At 67.6% G+C, this 15,697-nt stretch carries 17 protein-coding genes and 1 tRNA gene; 4 read left to right on the top strand and 14 right to left on the bottom strand.

The genetic code is table 11. From position 1 onward, the window contains the following. The first annotated feature begins 49 nt into the window (after positions 1 to 49). Positions 50 to 796 (top strand): pseudouridine synthase, encoded by a 747-nt coding sequence (locus M8A51_RS11690; RefSeq protein ID WP_251778602.1) that lies wholly within the window; start codon positions 50 to 52, stop codon positions 794 to 796. On the opposite strand, the gene M8A51_RS11685 is transcribed toward M8A51_RS11690, so the two are convergent. From M8A51_RS11685 to M8A51_RS11640, 10 genes are all read right to left on the bottom strand, one after another. Further along, the gene (locus tag M8A51_RS11685) at positions 783 to 2,294 is read right to left on the bottom strand and encodes a tripartite tricarboxylate transporter permease (protein WP_251778600.1); all 1,512 of its coding nucleotides are present in this window, start codon (positions 2,292 to 2,294) and stop codon (positions 783 to 785) included. The two genes, M8A51_RS11690 and M8A51_RS11685, sit on opposite strands and share 14 nt — an antisense overlap. After that, positions 2,291 to 2,728: a tripartite tricarboxylate transporter TctB family protein gene (locus M8A51_RS11680; protein ID WP_251778866.1), complete on the bottom strand. Its 438-nt coding sequence runs from the start codon at positions 2,726 to 2,728 to the stop codon at positions 2,291 to 2,293. The genes M8A51_RS11685 and M8A51_RS11680 overlap by 4 nt, the downstream gene beginning before the upstream one ends. A gap of 170 nt (positions 2,729 to 2,898) precedes the next feature. After that, positions 2,899 to 3,894: a Bug family tripartite tricarboxylate transporter substrate binding protein gene (locus tag M8A51_RS11675; protein ID WP_251778599.1), complete on the bottom strand. Its 996-nt coding sequence runs from the start codon at positions 3,892 to 3,894 to the stop codon at positions 2,899 to 2,901. A 199-nt stretch (positions 3,895 to 4,093) separates the two neighbouring features. Continuing rightward, positions 4,094 to 4,606, bottom strand: coding sequence for a carboxymuconolactone decarboxylase family protein (locus M8A51_RS11670; RefSeq protein WP_251778597.1), 513 nt, complete (start codon positions 4,604 to 4,606; stop codon positions 4,094 to 4,096). A gap of 60 nt (positions 4,607 to 4,666) precedes the next feature. Beyond that, entirely contained in the window at positions 4,667 to 5,215 is a 549-nt protein-coding gene (locus tag M8A51_RS11665) for a peroxiredoxin (RefSeq protein ID WP_251778595.1), read from the bottom strand. Positions 5,216 to 5,392: 177 nt separating this feature from the next. Beyond that, positions 5,393 to 6,295 carry a c-type cytochrome gene (locus M8A51_RS11660; RefSeq protein WP_251778593.1) on the bottom strand — a complete coding sequence of 301 codons (903 nt, stop codon included), beginning with the start codon at positions 6,293 to 6,295 and terminating at the stop codon, positions 5,393 to 5,395. A 157-nt stretch (positions 6,296 to 6,452) separates the two neighbouring features. After that, entirely contained in the window at positions 6,453 to 7,046 is a 594-nt protein-coding gene (locus M8A51_RS11655; RefSeq protein ID WP_251778591.1) for a DUF3501 family protein, read from the bottom strand. A 3-nt stretch (positions 7,047 to 7,049) separates the two neighbouring features. Beyond that, positions 7,050 to 8,426, bottom strand: a complete 1,377-nt coding sequence (locus M8A51_RS11650; RefSeq protein ID WP_251778589.1) for a (Fe-S)-binding protein — start codon at positions 8,424 to 8,426, stop codon at positions 7,050 to 7,052. Between the two features lie 289 nt (positions 8,427 to 8,715). Further along, entirely contained in the window at positions 8,716 to 9,135 is a 420-nt protein-coding gene (locus M8A51_RS11645) for a rubrerythrin family protein (RefSeq protein WP_251778587.1), read from the bottom strand. A gap of 163 nt (positions 9,136 to 9,298) precedes the next feature. After that, positions 9,299 to 10,153: an alpha/beta hydrolase gene (locus tag M8A51_RS11640; RefSeq protein WP_251778586.1), complete on the bottom strand. Its 855-nt coding sequence runs from the start codon at positions 10,151 to 10,153 to the stop codon at positions 9,299 to 9,301. An 88-nt stretch (positions 10,154 to 10,241) separates the two neighbouring features. Between M8A51_RS11640 and M8A51_RS11635 the strand changes: the two genes are divergently transcribed. From M8A51_RS11635 to M8A51_RS11625, 3 genes are all read left to right on the top strand, one after another. After that, on the top strand, positions 10,242 to 11,111 hold the full coding sequence (locus M8A51_RS11635; RefSeq protein WP_251778584.1) for an NAD(P)-dependent oxidoreductase: 870 nt from the start codon (positions 10,242 to 10,244) through the stop codon (positions 11,109 to 11,111). A 46-nt stretch (positions 11,112 to 11,157) separates the two neighbouring features. After that, a tRNA-Ala gene (locus M8A51_RS11630) sits at positions 11,158 to 11,233 on the top strand. A 133-nt stretch (positions 11,234 to 11,366) separates the two neighbouring features. Next, complete coding sequence (locus M8A51_RS11625; protein WP_251778582.1) at positions 11,367 to 12,041, top strand: phytanoyl-CoA dioxygenase family protein; 675 nt, start codon at positions 11,367 to 11,369, stop codon at positions 12,039 to 12,041. Positions 12,042 to 12,110: 69 nt separating this feature from the next. Here the strand turns inward: M8A51_RS11625 and arr are convergent, their stop codons facing one another. The 4 genes from arr to M8A51_RS11600 form a co-directional block, all read right to left on the bottom strand. Continuing rightward, positions 12,111 to 12,539, bottom strand: a complete 429-nt coding sequence (gene arr, locus M8A51_RS11620; protein ID WP_407062225.1) for an NAD(+)--rifampin ADP-ribosyltransferase — start codon at positions 12,537 to 12,539, stop codon at positions 12,111 to 12,113. Further along, positions 12,536 to 12,949 (bottom strand): MAPEG family protein, encoded by a 414-nt coding sequence (locus M8A51_RS11615; protein WP_251778578.1) that lies wholly within the window; start codon positions 12,947 to 12,949, stop codon positions 12,536 to 12,538. Before M8A51_RS11615 ends, arr begins: the two co-directional genes overlap by 4 nt. Before the next feature lie 62 nt (positions 12,950 to 13,011). Further along, positions 13,012 to 14,646: a methyl-accepting chemotaxis protein gene (locus M8A51_RS26370; protein ID WP_280926084.1), complete on the bottom strand. Its 1,635-nt coding sequence runs from the start codon at positions 14,644 to 14,646 to the stop codon at positions 13,012 to 13,014. 212 nt (positions 14,647 to 14,858) lie between these two features. Continuing rightward, the gene (locus M8A51_RS11600; RefSeq protein ID WP_251778576.1) at positions 14,859 to 15,686 is read right to left on the bottom strand and encodes an IclR family transcriptional regulator; all 828 of its coding nucleotides are present in this window, start codon (positions 15,684 to 15,686) and stop codon (positions 14,859 to 14,861) included. Between the last annotated feature and the right edge of the window lie 11 nt (positions 15,687 to 15,697).

The following is a 15,697-nucleotide window of genomic DNA, read 5'->3' as shown; positions in this document are numbered from 1 at the left end:
CCGGGAACGCACTGTACCCCTGCCGCGCGCCGCGACAATGCGGGTCGACATGGAACTGCCCCTCCTCTTTCGCGACGAGCACCTGGTTGCGGTGAACAAGCCGGCCGGCATGCTGGTGCATCGCACGCCGCTGGCCGCGCGCGACGAGCGCTTCGTGCTGCAGACGCTGCGCGACCAGCTCGGCCGGCACGTGTTCCCGGCGCACCGGCTCGACCGCGGCACCTCGGGCGTGCTGCTGTTTGCGCTCGATGCGCTCACGGCCCGGCGCCTGACCGCCCGCTTCGAGGCCAAGGCCGTGCACAAGCACTACGTGGCGCTGGTGCGCGGCTGGCCCGACGTGGCCGGCGACATCGACCACCCGCTGGCCCGGCTCGACGACGAGCTGCCGCAAACCGACCGTGGCGTCAGCGACGCGCCGCAGCCGGCGCTGACGCGCTACCGGCGGCTGGCGACCATCGAGCTGCCCGTCGCGCTCGGTCCGCACCCGACCAGCCGCTACGCGCTGCTGTCGCTGTCGCCCGAGACCGGCCGGCAACACCAGCTGCGCCGGCACCTGAAGCACGCGAGCCATCCCATCATCGGCGACGCGACCTACGGCAAGGGTGTGCACAACCGCTGGTGGGCCGACCAGCTCGGCGTCGCGAGGCTGTGGCTGCACGCCTGCCGGCTGCAGCTGTGCCACCCGGTGAGTGACCAGCCGCTGCACATCGAGGCACCGGAAGGCGCCGAGTGGCAGGCGCTGCGTGCGATGCCCGGCTGGCATGAAGAGGCTTCGGCGGCCGTCACGCCACCTTGAGCCGCAGCGCGCGCCGGCGCAGCAGCGGCGGCAGCAGCACCACGCCGAAGGCCAGCGCCCACAGCGCCAGCGTCACCGGGCTCGACCACAGGATGTGCAGCTCGCCGTTGGTCATCGACAGCGCACGGCGCAGGTTCTGCTCCATCATGTCGCCCAGCACCACGCCGAGCACCAGCGGCGGCATCGGCACGTCTAGCTTGCGCAGGAAGTAGCCGATCACGCCCACCGCCACCATCATCAGCAGATCGAAGGTCGACGCACTGATGGCATAGACGCCGATGAAGCTGATGCACAGGATGCCCGGCACCAGCAGCCAGCCGGGAATCGACAGCATCGCCGCGAACACCCGCACCATCGGCACGTTCATCACGAACAGCATCACGTTGGCGACGAACAGCGACGCGATCAGACCCCACACGAGTTGCGGCTGCGAATCGAACAGCACCGGCCCGGGCGTGATGTTGTAGAGCGTCAGCGCACCCATCATCACCGCGGTGGTGCCCGAGCCCGGCACGCCGAGCGTCAGCATCGGGATGAACGAGCCGGTCGCGGCGCTGTTGTTGGCGGATTCGGGGGCGGCCAGCCCACGCAGGTCGCCGCGGCCGAACTTGGCGTCCTGGTCCTTGCTTTCGCACAGGCGCTTTTCGTTCGCATACGCCACCGCCGAGGCCACGCTCGCCCCCGCACCGGGCAGCACGCCGATGGCAAAACCCATCAGCCCCGCGCGCACCGTGCTCCACCACGTGAAGACCAGTTCCTTCAGGTTGAACAGCTTGCGACTGCTCGGCGGCACCTCGACCTTCTGGCCGGTCAGCAGGTTCTCGAGCATCTGCATCATTTCGGCCACCGCGAACAGGCCGATCACGATGACGACGAAGTCGATGCCGTCGGCGAGTTCCGGAGAGTCGAAGGTGTAGCGGTAGACGCCCGAGTTGGCGTCCACGCCGACGGTCGAGATCGCCAGGCCGATCGCCGCAGCCAGCACCCCCTTGACCGGCTTGTCGCCCAGCAGGCTGGTCAGCGCACAGAAGGCGAACACCATCAGCACGAAATATTCCGCCGGGCCGAAGGCCATGGCCCACTTGGCGAGAAACGGCGCAAACGCCACGATGCCGACGATCGCGATGGTCGAGCCGACGAAGGACGACCACGCCGACAGCGACAGCGCGACGCTGCCCAGCCCCTGGCGCGCCAGCGGGTAGCCGTCGAGCGTGGTCATCACTGCGGCCGCCTCGCCCGGCACGTTGAGCAGGATGGACGTGATACGCCCGCCGTATTCGGCGCCCACGTACACCGCGGCCAGCAGGATCAGCGCGGTCTCCGGCGGCAGCCCCATCGCGAACGCGATCGGCAGCAGCATTGCGACGCCGTTGATCGGGCCCAGCCCCGGCAGCACGCCGACGATGGTGCCGAAGAACGACCCCAACGCCGCCACCAGCAGGTTGACCGGCGTGAAGGCGACGCCGAAGCCGATGCCCAGGTGTTCGAACACGTTCACAGCAGGCCTCCCAGGATGCCGGTAGGCAGCACCACGTCCAGCAGCTTGTCGAACAACAGGAAGAACAGCACCCCCATCGAGACGCCGCCCACGACACAGTTGCGCCACGTGCCGCCGAACAGCCGCCCGACGACCGTCACCATCAGCGCCGTGGCGATCACGAACCCGAGCCACTGGAACAGCAGCGCATACCCCGCCACCAGCCCCACCAGCAGCGCGATGCGCCCGTTGGCCCCCGGCGGGTTGCCTGCAGCGACAAAGCGGCCCTTGACCAGCAGCCACGCGCCGCACAGCGCGATGACCAGCGCCAGCAGCAACGGAAAGGCACGCGGCCCCACCGGCTCATACGCGAAAGGCGCCTGCAACCCCCAGCCCTGCCAGGTCAGATATGCGGCCAGCAGCAGCGCCGCGGCCCCGAGCACACGATCGTTCAATGTCATGGGAATCTCCACGGCGCACCTCGACGAGCAGCCGCATCACGAGGACGAGAGGGGTGCGAACAGCCCGGCGAAGCCCGGGCCCCTTCGAGTGACGCCGCGGATCCGGCTTTGCCGGTCCGCTGGTGTCGCCCCTCGAGGGGCGCGCGAAGCGCGTAGGGGTGGTCTTATTTCATCAACCCGAAGGACTGCGCCAACTCGGCATAGGCCTTGGTGCGCTCCTTCACGAACGCATCCAGCTCCGGCCCGGTCTTGTTGAACGGGAACAGGCCCTGTTGCTGCTGCAGTTGCGCAAAGCCGGCACTGCCCATCGTCTTGCCGAACGCGTCGACCCACCACTTGTAGTCGGCATCCGTAACCTTCGGCCCGACATAGAAGCCGCGGATGATGGGCCACTCGATGTCGAAGCCCTGCTCGGTGGCGGTCGGCACATTGGCCAGCTTGCCCGGCAAACGTTCCTTGTGATACACGGCGAGTACCCGGATCGGCGCGCCGCCTTCGAGCATGGTTGCCGCTTCGGCCGCATCGCCCATGTAGGCCTGGATGTGGCCGCCGCGCAGTGCGGTCACGGCTTCGCCACCGCCTTCGAAGGCGACGAAGCGCATGCGCTTGTAGTCGACGCCTGCGGCCTTGGCCGTCAATGCCGCCTTCATCCAGTCCTGGCTGCCGATGGAGCCGCCGGCGCCGAGCACGATTTGCGTCGGGTCCTGCTTGAACGCGGCCATCAGGCTCTTCAGGTCCTTGTACGGCGAGTCGTCGCGCACCACGGCCACGCCATAGTCGGCGCCGATCGCGGCCACCCAGCGCACGTCGTCGACCGTGTACTTGCCGAACTTGCCCTGCGCCAGGTTGAGCAGCGAGCCGCCTGAGAACGCAACGATGGTGCCGGCCTCGCCGGGGCGTTGCGTGACGATGTTGTTGTACGCCACGGCACCGATGCCGCCCGGCATGTAGACGATGCGCAGCGGGCTTTTCAACGCGCCGCTGTCCTTCAGCGCGCTTTGTGCCAGACGGCAGGTCAGGTCGAAGCCGCCGCCGGGCTTGGCCGGAGCCACGCATTCGGGCCGGGCCGGTTCGGCCGCAGCGGCCAACGGGCCGAATCCCGCCAGGCCGGCGGCGACCAGCACCGCGGCGCCGAAGCGCAGGGTCGAGCGTTTGTTCATTGCCTTGTCTCCTTTGAGTGCAGGTGCGGCCGCTACCGGGCAGCCGCCGAAAGGCCGTCGAAGCGGCTTGCTGCGGAGACTACGAAAGCGCTGCTTTCCGATTCCTTTCAGTGGGGCACGCCGGATGCGCGAAGGGCCGAATCCCAGGGTAAACACTGAGATTCGGCCCTGCTGGCGAGCCCGAAAGAGCCGGCACGGCTTACTGTGCGGCCAGCACCTGCGACGCCGCGTTGACCACCGCCGCGATGCGGCCGATGTCACGCAGTTGCTGCGTGCTGTAGCCCTCCTTCTTCAGCAGGTCGTAGTGCGACTTCACACAGAAATGGCACTTGCCGACGATGGAAGCGGCCAGCGCATAGGCCTCGAACTTCTTCTTCTCGACGCCGCCGCTGGTGGCATAAGCGTTCATGCGCAGTTCGGCGCGCACGGTCTTCAGCTCGTCGTCGCCGGCCATCTCGATATACGGGTACCACGCGTTGTTCATGCCCATCAGCGCGGCAGCCGTCAGCGCGGCGTTGCCTTCGGCTTCCGGCGTGTTGGCCTTCAGCACGTCGATGATGGGCTTGCTCTTCGCCGCGAATGCCGCCGCGAGCGCACAGCCCAGCGCGTCTTCAGCGGGCAGGCTCGAGCGGGCGATGACCGCGTCGATGTTCAGGCGGATGTCCTTGGCGTAGTCGGGAATTTGGTCTTTGATCGAAGACAGAAAGTCCATAGATTTCTCCTAATTCATTGGGCCGAAAAAACCCGCCGCAGCGGGTTTCTCGCAAGGTGCTTACAGCGTCGAGCCGCCGACACCACGGTTGCAGGGGCACAGCTCGTCGGTCTGCAGGCCGTCCAGCAAGCGCAGGATTTCTTCCGGCGAGCGGCCGACGTTCAGGTTGTTCACCGAAACGTGCTGGATGTTGTTGTCCGGGTCGACGATGAAGGTGGCACGCAGCGCAACGCCGGCTTCACGGTCGCGCACGCCGAGCTGGTCGACCAGCGAGCCGGTCACGTCGGCAAAGCTGTAGTGGTTCAGCTTGGACAGGTCCTTGTGCTCACGGCGCCAGCCGAGCTTGCAGAACTCGTTGTCGGTCGAGCCGCCCAGCAGCACGGCGTCGCGGTCGGCGAAGTCCTTCTGCAGCTTGGCGAAACCGACGATCTCGGTCGGGCACACGAAGGTGAAGTCCTTCGGGTAGAAATAGATGATCTTCCACTTGCCGGGGAAAGACTGCTCGGTGATCGTCTCGAACGCGGACTGACCGTTTTCTTCGTGGTTGTTGAAGCCAGGCTTCACGGCCACCACGGAAAAAGCTTCGAGCTTGTCGCCAATCGTTTTCATCAATAACTCCTTGTTTGTCGGTAGAAGGAAGCGATCCACGAATGATAGGCCATGCGTGGGAACCCTCGCATTGGTTTTCCCTAACAGCCTCATTGGATGCGCCAACCGGTGACGTCTTGTTGACGACCGACACGCCCGTCGCGGCGCCGCGCCTGTGCGGCAAGCGCCGTGCCGCGCTCAGTTCACGCCGGGCAAGGACCGCAGGTAGAGATGCAGCGCACCGACGTCGGTGTCGTTCAGCTCCTTCAGCGCCAGGAAGGGCATCACCGGGCTCACCGGCGTCCCGTCGGGTCGCTTGCCGGAGCGCATCATCTCCGCGAACCGCTCGACGCTTGCATAAGCAGACATGCCCCCGCCCGCCACCGCGGTGAGGTTGGCCGCGGGCGGCCAGTCGGGCGGTGCGCCGGGAATCTTGCCGCCGGCGAGCGACGCGCCATGGCAGCCGATGCACATCTGGGCGACATAGGCGCCATGCTCGACGCTGCGCCCCTCGGCCACCGGCTGCGGCGGCGGCAGGCGATGGTCGATCTTCTGCGCAGCGTCCTTCAGCACATGGAACCCGTACAAGGCCTTCACCGGCAGCGGCAGCGAGATCACCGCCGGCCTGCCCTCGGCCGGCGGCATCTGGCGCAGGTAGGCCACCATCGCGGCCAGGTCGGCGTCGGTGAGCCGGTTGTAGTCCTCGCTGGGCATGATCATCGCCGGCCGGCCGTCGGGCTTGACCCCATGACGGATCGTGCGCACCCAGTCTTCGGGCCGGTAGGCGGCCACCGAGCTGCGCGGGCCCGGCGTGATGTTCGGCGCCCGCAGCACCAGGCCCTTGCCGTCGTTGACGAACTCGCGGCCGGCGCCGTCGACGCCATGGCACTCGGTACAGCCGCGCGACAGGTAGAGGTAGCGCCCGCGCTCGACGGTCGCCGCCGTGGCCGGCTGCTCCAGCGCCGGCAGCCCGGGCACGTCGAGCTGCACGACGCGCTGCGCCTTGCGCTCCCCCAGGTAGACGCCCAACCCCAGCGTGCCTGCGGCCAGCACGGCCAATGCCGCCACCACGACGGCACCGATCTTCAACATGCGTTTCATCCCGTACTCCGGTGTCCCCGAAGCACAGGCTTGCGGGCGATGCAGGGCGGGATGCTAGGCGGCGGGCGGGCGTGTCGCCACCCCCGCAAGGGCGTCTCTCCCTAGGGCTGGGGAGCGGTTTCCGGCCGCTGTCCCTCCTTCGCGGGACAGCGGCGGCTCAGGGCAGCAGGTCCGCTCGCAAGGCCTGCAGCGTCTCGGCGGCCAGGCTGATCTCGGCCAGGTACTCGGGATGGTCGACGCCCAGCCTCACGCCGGCACCGGCCAGAACCGCCGCCTGCATGTCGGGGGTGAATTCGAAGCGCAGGAAGTGCACCGACGACGTCTTGTCGGCGCGCTCGCGCGGCAGGTCTTCGTCGGCCAGGGCATACATGCGCGAATAGTCGCTGACCTGCACGTAGACACGATCCTCGATGCCGATCAACCGGCCCAGCGCCAGGCGCCGCTGCTCGACGTCGGTGTACTCGAGCATCATCGTCGCCTTCCAGTTGCTGCCATCGGGCACCAGCGGCAGGTAGGCGTCGAGCTCGTCCTGGATGCCGGTTTCCTCGAAGATCTTCTCGATGCGCAGCATCTCCTGGATCTGGTAGCGAATGGTGGTCTCGTCCTCGAACTGCAGCATCAGGTGTTCACCGAGACAAACCGAGCGCAGGCGCCGGTGCGGGATGACCTGCGCCTTCATCGCGGCTCGCTGCCTGGCATAGGCCTCCAGTGTCAGCAGGCTGTCGCGGGTGATCTTGGGTGCGGTGCTCATGCCTCAATCCTCCAGGCCGTAGGCGATGCGAACCAGGCTCAACGGATGCCTGAGCGGTGCGGCCGGCAGCGCGTTGCGGGCCATGCCCTGGGCGAGGTGATGGCCCGCCAGCGCGCAGTCGGAGCTGATGTAGTCCGGCCCGCGGCCACCGTCATCGGTCTTGCCCATGGCCTTGAAGACCGGCCGGCCGATCTTCATCGCAACCTCGTGGTAGGGCTTCTTCACGCCGTAGGTGCCGGCGTGGCCGGAGCAGCGCTCCACCGTGTTCAACTGCACGTCGACCCGGGTGCCGACCAGCTTCAGCAGCTCTTCGGTCTTGCGGCCGATGTTCTGCACCCGGCCATGGCAGGGGATGTGGTAGCTGACCCGCCCCAACGCCTGCGTGAAGTCGATCTTCAGCAGCCCGTCCTTGTGGCGCGCGACGAAGTATTCGAACGGGTCCCACATCGCCGCCTGCACCTGCTTCACGTCGGGGTCGTGCGGGAACAGCAGCGGCAGCTCCTGCTTGAACATCAGCGTGCACGAAGGAACGGCGCTCACGATGGCCCAGCCTTCGCGCGCGTACGTCGCAAGCACCGGGACGTTGGCGTCCTTGTGCTTCTCGACCGCCTGCAGGTCGCCCAGCTCCAGCTTGGGCATGCCGCAGCACGCCTCCTTGTCGACCAGCTCGTACGGGATCTCGTTGTGATCCAGCAGCTTCAGCAGGTCATGCCCGATGCCCGGCTCATGGTAGTTGACATAGCAGGTCGAGAAGACGGCCACCTTGCCCGGCGTGCGCGCCCCGTTGCGCACCGGGTGGGCTGGCGCGTGCGCAGCGCTCCACCGGAAACGCCGGCTCGCCAGTGACGGCATCCACGCATCGCGGTGCACGCCCAGCGTGCTTTCCATTGCCGTGCGGGCCACGCGCGTGCCGTTGATCGCATTGACCATCTGCACCACCACCGGGATGCCGGCGAACTGCCCGTGCACGTCGGTCGACGCGAGAAACCGCTCACCCGCCTTCACCTCGCCCTTGCGGAACTTGACCGCCTTGGCCCGCAGCATCGTGTGCGGGAAGTCGAGGTTCCATTCGTGCGGGGGCACGTACGGGCACTTGGTCATGTAGCACAGGTCGCACAGGTAGCACTGGTCGACCACCTTCCAGTAGTCGCCCCGGTCGACCCCGTCGAGTTCGCCGGTCTTGCCCTCGTCGATCAGGTCGAACAGGGTCGGAAACGCGTTGCACAGGCTCACGCAGCGGCGGCAGCCATGGCAGATGTCGAAGATGCGCCCCACCTCGGCCAGGCAGGCTTGCTCGTCGTAGAACCCGGGGCTCTTCCAGTCCACCGCGTGACGGGTGGGCGCCTCCAGGTTGCCCTCTTTCGGACTGGGCACGCTCATCGTTGTCTCCTGTGGCTCGCGGTGCTGGCGAGTGTGCTGTCCCGCAGGTTGGTGGAACCAATGTCGAGCGCAGGCAGCGGGTTGCGAAGTTCTGGCGAAAACGGCTGCAGGCTAGGCGCAGCGCACAGCCGGGTGGGGCCACCCGGCGAGCACTGCAACGACGCATGCAGGTGTTTCTCGCCTGAACTTCTTCCACGAACTTGCGGGGCAGCACACTAGGGTGGCGCCCGGCCAGCGGGCACACGCGACAGCCCCGCCGGAGCTGCCGTTCGACGTCGATGGGAAGGCCTCAGTCCTCCAGTGCGTCCAGCGCCTTCTGGTAGCGGTTCGCATGCGAGCGCTCGGCCTTGGCCAGCGTCTCGAACCAGTCCGCGATCTCTTCGAAGCCCTCGTCGCGAGCCATGCGCGCCATGCCGGGGTACATGTCGGTGTACTCGTGGGTTTCACCCGCCACCGCGGCCTTCAGGTTGTCGCGCGTGGCGCCGATCGGCAGGCCCGTGGCCGGGTCGCCCACCGTTTCCAGGAACTCCAGGTGGCCATGTGCATGGCCGGTCTCGCCTTCGGCGGTCGAGCGGAACAGGGCCGCCACGTCGTTCTGGCCTTCCACGTCGGCCTTGTTCGCGAAGTACAGATAGCGGCGGTTGGCCTGCGACTCGCCCGCGAACGCGTCCTTGAGGTTCTGCTCGGTCTTCGAGCCCTTCAGTTGCATGTTCGTCTCCTGTGTGGATCAGCGTGGGATGCGCGCCGCGTGTAGCTCTTGCGAGGCGCGTGTAAAAACTACTCCACGCCGCCGGGAGCGTCCAATAGCCCGCTGCTATACGCCATATAGCAGCGGGCAATCCCTGAGTGCGAGACGATGAAGGCTTGGGGCGTCAGCGCTCGCCCAGCAGTTCCAGCGCCACGGCATGCAGCCGCGAACCCGGCTCGCCCAGGGCGTCGAGCACATCGAGGTGGTGCCGCCCGGGGACGGCCTCGCACACCGGCACCGCACGGGCCCCCCAGGCCTCGCGGATCAGTTCGTTCTGCCGCAGGAACTCCTCGCTCTCGTCGCCTCCGACCAGGGCCGCCAGCGGCACCTGCGGGGCAGGGAATCCCGCCGGGCTGAGCTTGCGCACGGCGTCCGGCGTCAGCCGCAGGTCGGCCTGCAGGAATGGGGTCTGCCGCACCGGCTCCAGGTCGAACAGCCCGGAGATCGCCAGCGCCCCCTGCACCGCCCGCTCCGGCAGGTCGGCGCCCGCCTGCTGCCATCGGCAGCACGCGAGCATGGCCGCCAGGTGCCCACCGGCCGAGTGGCCCGCCACGACGATACGCCGCGGGTCGCCGCCATAGGCCGCGATCTCGCGCACCGTCCAGGCCACGGCGCGCACCATCTGCAGCGTGATGTCCTCGATCGTCGCCGCCGGGCACAGCGTGTAGTTCGGCACCACCAGCGTGACGCCCGCCTGCACGAACGCCGGTGCCAGGAAGGAATGGTCCGCCTTGTCGAGCGCCCGCCACCAGCCGCCGTGGATGAACACCAGCACCGGCGCCCGCGGACCGACGGCGGCAAAGACGTCCAGCGTTTCTTCGGCGGCGGGGCCGTAGCGCACGTCCAGCGCCGGCGACAACGCCTGCCGTGCCCGGCGCGAGTCCTCGGCCCAGCGCGCGAAGATCTGGGGGTGTTCCGGGATGCGCGCGCGGTTGTTGTACTGCGCGTCGAGCCAGGCCGGGTCGAAGGTGGGGGGCATGCGATGTCTCCTGCTGGGTGTGTCAGTGGTCGAACGACCGCATGGTTTCTATACTGCAAGCCTCCAGTCCGCCAGAGGGGCACCCACGATGAACGTCACCGTGCTTGGCATCGGCCTGATGGGGCTGCCGATGGGCAAACGCTTGCGCGAAGCCGGTTTCGCCGTCACGGCCTGGAACCGCACGCAGGAAAAAGCGTTGCGCCTGGCTTCACATGGCGCGCGGGTGGCGCACACGGCCGCGCAGGCCGTGCGCGAGGCCGATGTCGTCATCACCATGCTCGACAACGGCGACGTCGTCGAAAGCGTGCTGTTCGGCCAGGGCGTGGCCCAGGTGCTGAAACCCGGCACGCTGGTGATCGACATGAGTTCCATCAAGCCGGCACAGGCCCGCCACCACGCCAAGCGTCTGGCCGACTACCACGTGGCCCACCTCGACGCGCCGGTGTCCGGCGGCACCGTGGGCGCCGAGGCCGGCACGCTGGCCATCATGGCCGGCGGCGACGCCGCCGACTTCGAGCGCGCCCTGCCCGTCTTCGCCCCGCTCGGCCGCGCCACGCACGTGGGGCCGCACGGCGCGGGCCAGCTCGCCAAGCTGGCCAACCAGATGATCGTCGGCATCACCATCGGCGCGGTCAGCGAAGCCTTGCTGCTGGCAGCCAGGGGCGGCGCCGACATGGCCAAGGTGCGCGAGGCCATCCGGGGCGGCTTCGCCGAAAGCCGCGTGCTGGAAGTGCACGGCCAGCGCATGGTGGAGCGCGACTTCGCGAAGCGCGCCGCGCTGACGGTGCAACTGAAGGACATGCGCAATGCGCTGGACACCGCGGGCGAACTCGACTTCCAGGCGCCGATCACCCAGCTGTTCGAAGACTTGTATGCCAGTGCGGCAGAACACGGCTACGCCGAACTCGACCACAGCGCGCTGTTCCGCGAACTGGCGCGACGCAACGGCATGCCGTGAGCCTTTGAAGCGGCTTGGGAATTTACGTTAGAATGCCGGTCTTTCTGGGGACGTAGCTCAGCTGGGAGAGCGTCGCGTTCGCAATGCGAAGGTCGGGAGTTCGATCCTCCTCGTCTCCACCAGACACTGAAAAGGGCCGCTCTGTGGAGTGGCCCTTTTTCTTGCTGTCGCCGCCCGTCGGCATGCAGCGGCCATCTTGACCGTTGGCGCGCACAGAGAACTGTCGTTGTCGTCAGCCGAATGCAGCCAGCCGACTTGAAATTCTTCAACCACCACGGGTATCTGCGGCTGGAGGGATTCCACCCCAGGCATCGGATGGCGGCCATCAGGCAGAAGCTGCTCGACGAGTTGCAGCGCCTCAGGATCTGGGTCGCCGGCAAGAAGCTGCCGGGCCCAGTGCACAACCTGCCCCCGTTTCAGCAGATCGCCAAGCTGTCCACGCTCGTGAAGCTGCCCCATGTGCATGAAGCCTGGATGACGCCCGAACTGCTGACCGGCATCGGCCGGCTGTGCGGGCGCCCGGCATCCCTGCTGCAAGGGTCGCAGTGGCTGCTGTCCCTGCCGGGCCAGGGCGACTGGACGCTGGACGGTTTGAACTGGCACGTCGATGTGGCAGCGCGGCCCCCCGACGCACTGCCCGGCATCCAGGCCTTCGTGTTGATCGACGACGTCGCGCCCCGCGGAGGCGCCACGCTGGCGCTCGCCGGGTCGCACCGCCTGAGCGGCGCCCGGGCTTCCCTGCGCGAAGTGCTGAACGCGTCGACCCACCTGGAGACCGACCTTCGGGCGCTGGGCGTCACCGTCCTCGAGATGTGCGGCCGAGCCGGCGACGTCTTTCTGATGGACATGAGGCTGCTGCACACGCCGTCCGTCAACTCGACGAGCCGGCTGCGGATGATGGCGACGTCTCGTGTGCTCCTGCGGTCCTGAGTACGCCCCGTGCAAGCCATCGGCCGTGCGCGGATCAGTGCGCGAACCGCCGGCCGCGCCGGTTCGGATTCAGTCCTCGATCGCCTCGACACCCAGTTGCTCGAGCCGCGCAAGGTGGTCCTTCATGGCCTGGAGCTGCTCGGGGGTATGCCCCGTCCACGCCGCCACCTCGCCGATCACCCGCAGCGGGTCTCGGGAGCGGTACGACTTCGTCGGGTTGCCGGGGAATTTCTTGTCTGTCAGATTGGGGTCGTCGGCGATCGGGCCGGTCGGCTCCACGACGTAGATCCTGCCCGGCCCTGCGCCTTGCGCCAACTCGGCGCCCCAGATCGCGGCCTCCAAAGTGGCGGTCAGGTAGACGTAGGCCGCCTTCTTCCTGCTGCCGTAGTTGGAGTCGAAGCCTGGCCGGATCAGGTCACCGGGTGTCAGGTCGGCCTTGGTGCCGTGGTAGTAGCGCTGCGAGTTCGGTTCAACGGTTGCCATCGGTTCTTTCGTCATGCCGTGAGTGCGGGGTGACGCGCCGCGAGAACAACAAGGACCCAGAGCCCGAGCACGGCCAGGAAGTTGACCATGAACACGATGCCCCTGAGCCGGACGTTCGGCGTCAGGATCTGAACGGCACTGTGCACCCCCCTGCCGACGACGAAGATCCACGCCAGCACCACGGCAGCAGGGTGAGTTTGAAACTGCGCAAGTATCAAACAAGCCACGTGGAAGAACAGCGGCCACTCGAACTGGTTCGACAGGTTGGCGCTGATGCGTGGCTCGACGGCGGCCCAAGGGTTGCTGCCATCCGGGCGGCGGCCGATGCCCCACACGCCGGGGGCGCGTGCGAGCGTGAGCAGGGCATAAAGGCAAGCCGCAAGCGCGACGTGCGCTGCCATGGGAAGGATCAGGACTTGCGACATGCCACGCGCATTTTGCCGTGCAACACGAGCGAGCCGACGTGCTTGCGCCAGCGAACGCGCCGCTACGCCCGCCCGATCGGCATCTGTTCGCTGGCGCTTTCCGGTGCCCCGAGACGGAACATGGCCACCATCTCGCTCAGCACCCCGGCCTGACTCTTGAGGCTGTCCGCCGCGGCGGAAGACTGTTCGACGAGCGCCGCATTCTGCTGCGTCATGCTGTCCAGTTGCCCGACCGCATGGTTGATGCGATCGATCCCGCTGGCCTGCTCGCTCGACGCCGCGGTGATCTCGCCGATGATCTGCGTCACGGTGCCGACGCTCGACACCACGTCCGTCATCGTCGCTCCGGCCTCGGCGACCAGATGCGCTCCTGTGTCGACATTCGCGCTGGACGCCGCGATCAGTGTTTTGATTTCCCGGGCGGCTTCGGCAGACCGCTGGGCCAGCGCGCGCACCTCGGCGGCCACCACCGCAAACCCCCGGCCCTGCTCCCCGGCACGCGCGGCTTCGACCGCAGCGTTGAGCGCCAGGATGTTGGTCTGGAAGGCGATGGCGTCGATGACGCCGGTGATGTCGGCGATCTTCTTCGAACTCGCGCCGATCGCACCCATGGTCGACACCACAGCGTCCACCGCCTGCCCGCCGCGCTGGGCGACACAGCCCGCGGCAGCCGCGAGGCGGTTGGCCTCGGCGGCGGCTTGGGCATTGCTGCGGACGTGGCTGGCCAGCTGCCCCATCGAGCTGGCGGTTTCCTGCAGGCTGGCCGCCGCGGTTTCCGTGCGCCGGCTCAGATCGACGTGGCCCAAGGCCACCTCCACGCTGGCCTCGCGGATGCTGTCAACCGATGCCCGGATCTGCGCCACCACCCGGCGCAGCCGATCCTGCATGCGGCCCAAGGCGCTCAGCAGGCGCCTCGCTTCGTCATCTGCAGCAGCCTCGATGGGCACCCCCAGGTCGCCTGTCGCAATGCGCTCGGCGACGGCAATCGCCTGCTCCACCGGCCTGCGCACGCTGCGGGTGATCTGCCACCCGAGCAAGCCACCAAGCCCGATGGCTGCCGCCGCAAGCACGGCTGCGGTTTGCATCGCCCGCGCCTGTCCGCGACGAACTTCAACGTAGCTGGCGTGGTTCAAGCGCTGCTCCAGCGCGACAAGTTCACCCACCTTGCTGCGCCAGAGGGCCTCCCTCGGCCGCACGTCCCGCATCAGCGTCATGCTGGCCTCCATGTTCGCTCCTTCCTGTCCTTCCTGGGCCGCGCGCAGCACCAGCGGCAGGGTCTCGGCCGCCGAGCGGCGGATGTCCTGGAACAGCAAGGCCTCTTCTTCGGTGGCGGCAGCATCGCGCAGCAGCGCCGCCAGCTCGCTCTCGACCGCCGCATAGGCGGCCTGTGCACGCTTCAACTGCGCCACCTCTGCGAGCACGTCCTGCGGATCGGTCAGCAAGGAGATGGAGCGCGCCTGCACGGCCAGCTGGTTGATCTGGTCCTGCATTTGGTAGGCCCGATCGACCTTGCGGTTGTTGACCTCGACCAACTGCCCGAACCGCGCGCCCAGGTTGCGGAACTCGACCGCGTTGACGGCCACCACCGCCAGCAGCAAGACGACCAAGCCGGAAAAGCCCATCGCCAGCCGGCTGGCGATGGAGCGGGCGCGGACAGCGGGCAGGCGCCCGAACACTCGTCGTGCTTTCTCGAACATGCGTACCCCTTGTCGAGTCGATGGAGCGACAGCCGCTCTTTCATCGATTCTGATACGCAGTATCGGTTAGTGATACAACAAACTGAAGTGGTTTTTCCTCGCGTCTCGACTCGGCATGCCGGTCAGGCAAAAACGGATGCCCAGCCGGGCCGCAATGCACCGCTGCGCAGTGACTGCGCACCGGTCTCGCCACCCGCGCCGCGGGCGCGTACTCAGCCGAGGACGGGCTTTTTCGCCGGGCGCTTCTTCGCGGCCGTCTCGTTCGCGGCGACCCGCGTCGGAGCGGCGTGCGCATAGCCCAGTTCGCGCGACAGTTCGCCGGCGCTTCTGACGACTTCCTGCGCCACCATGTCCATGCCTTCGGCGGGGACCCGGCTGGCGGGCACGGCAATGCTGAGCGTGGCGCTCACCTGGCCGGCGCTGTCCCAGATGGGCGCGGCCACGGCGACGATCTCGGGCACCACTTCGGCGTTGGACACCGAGTACCCCTGCGCCTTGATCCTGGCCAGGTCCTGCGACAGTTTGCTGCGCTGGTGGATGGTGCTCGGGGTGAAGCGCTCCATCTCGGCGGACAGCACCGCCTGGCGAATTTCCTCCGGGGCATAGGCGAGCAGCACCTTACCGGAAGCGCCCGCGTGCAGGGGGCGGGGTTGCCCGATGTCGCTGCGGATGCGCAGCTCGTGGGTGGTTTCCCAGCGCGCCACACACAAGGAATGCAGGCCGTCACGCACGCGCACCTGCACGTTCTCGTTGAAGCGCTCGCCGAGGCGGCTCATGTATTTTTCAGCCAGGTGCACCAGGCTCACCTGCTCGCGAGCCGCCAGGCCGATCAACAGACTCTTGTGCCCCAGCCGGTAGGTGGCCGCATCGCCGCTGCGCTGCACGAAGCCGCGTTGCTCGAGCGTACAGAGCAGACGAAATGCGCGAGCCTTGGTATTGCCCGAACGCTTGGCCAGTTCGGTGACCCCGAGGCCGGGGTGGTCGGCAACCAGAATCAGGAGCCCGAGGGCTTCATCGACCGCCGCGACGGTGTATTCCATAGTGCTCCGCG

Origin of the sequence: Caldimonas mangrovi, from assembly GCF_023721835.1 — a bacterium.
GTDB lineage: Bacteria > Pseudomonadota > Gammaproteobacteria > Burkholderiales > Burkholderiaceae_C > Caldimonas > Caldimonas mangrovi.
The sequence above is the reverse complement of the archived record's forward strand: the minus strand, read 5'-3'. Positions and strand labels throughout refer to the sequence as shown.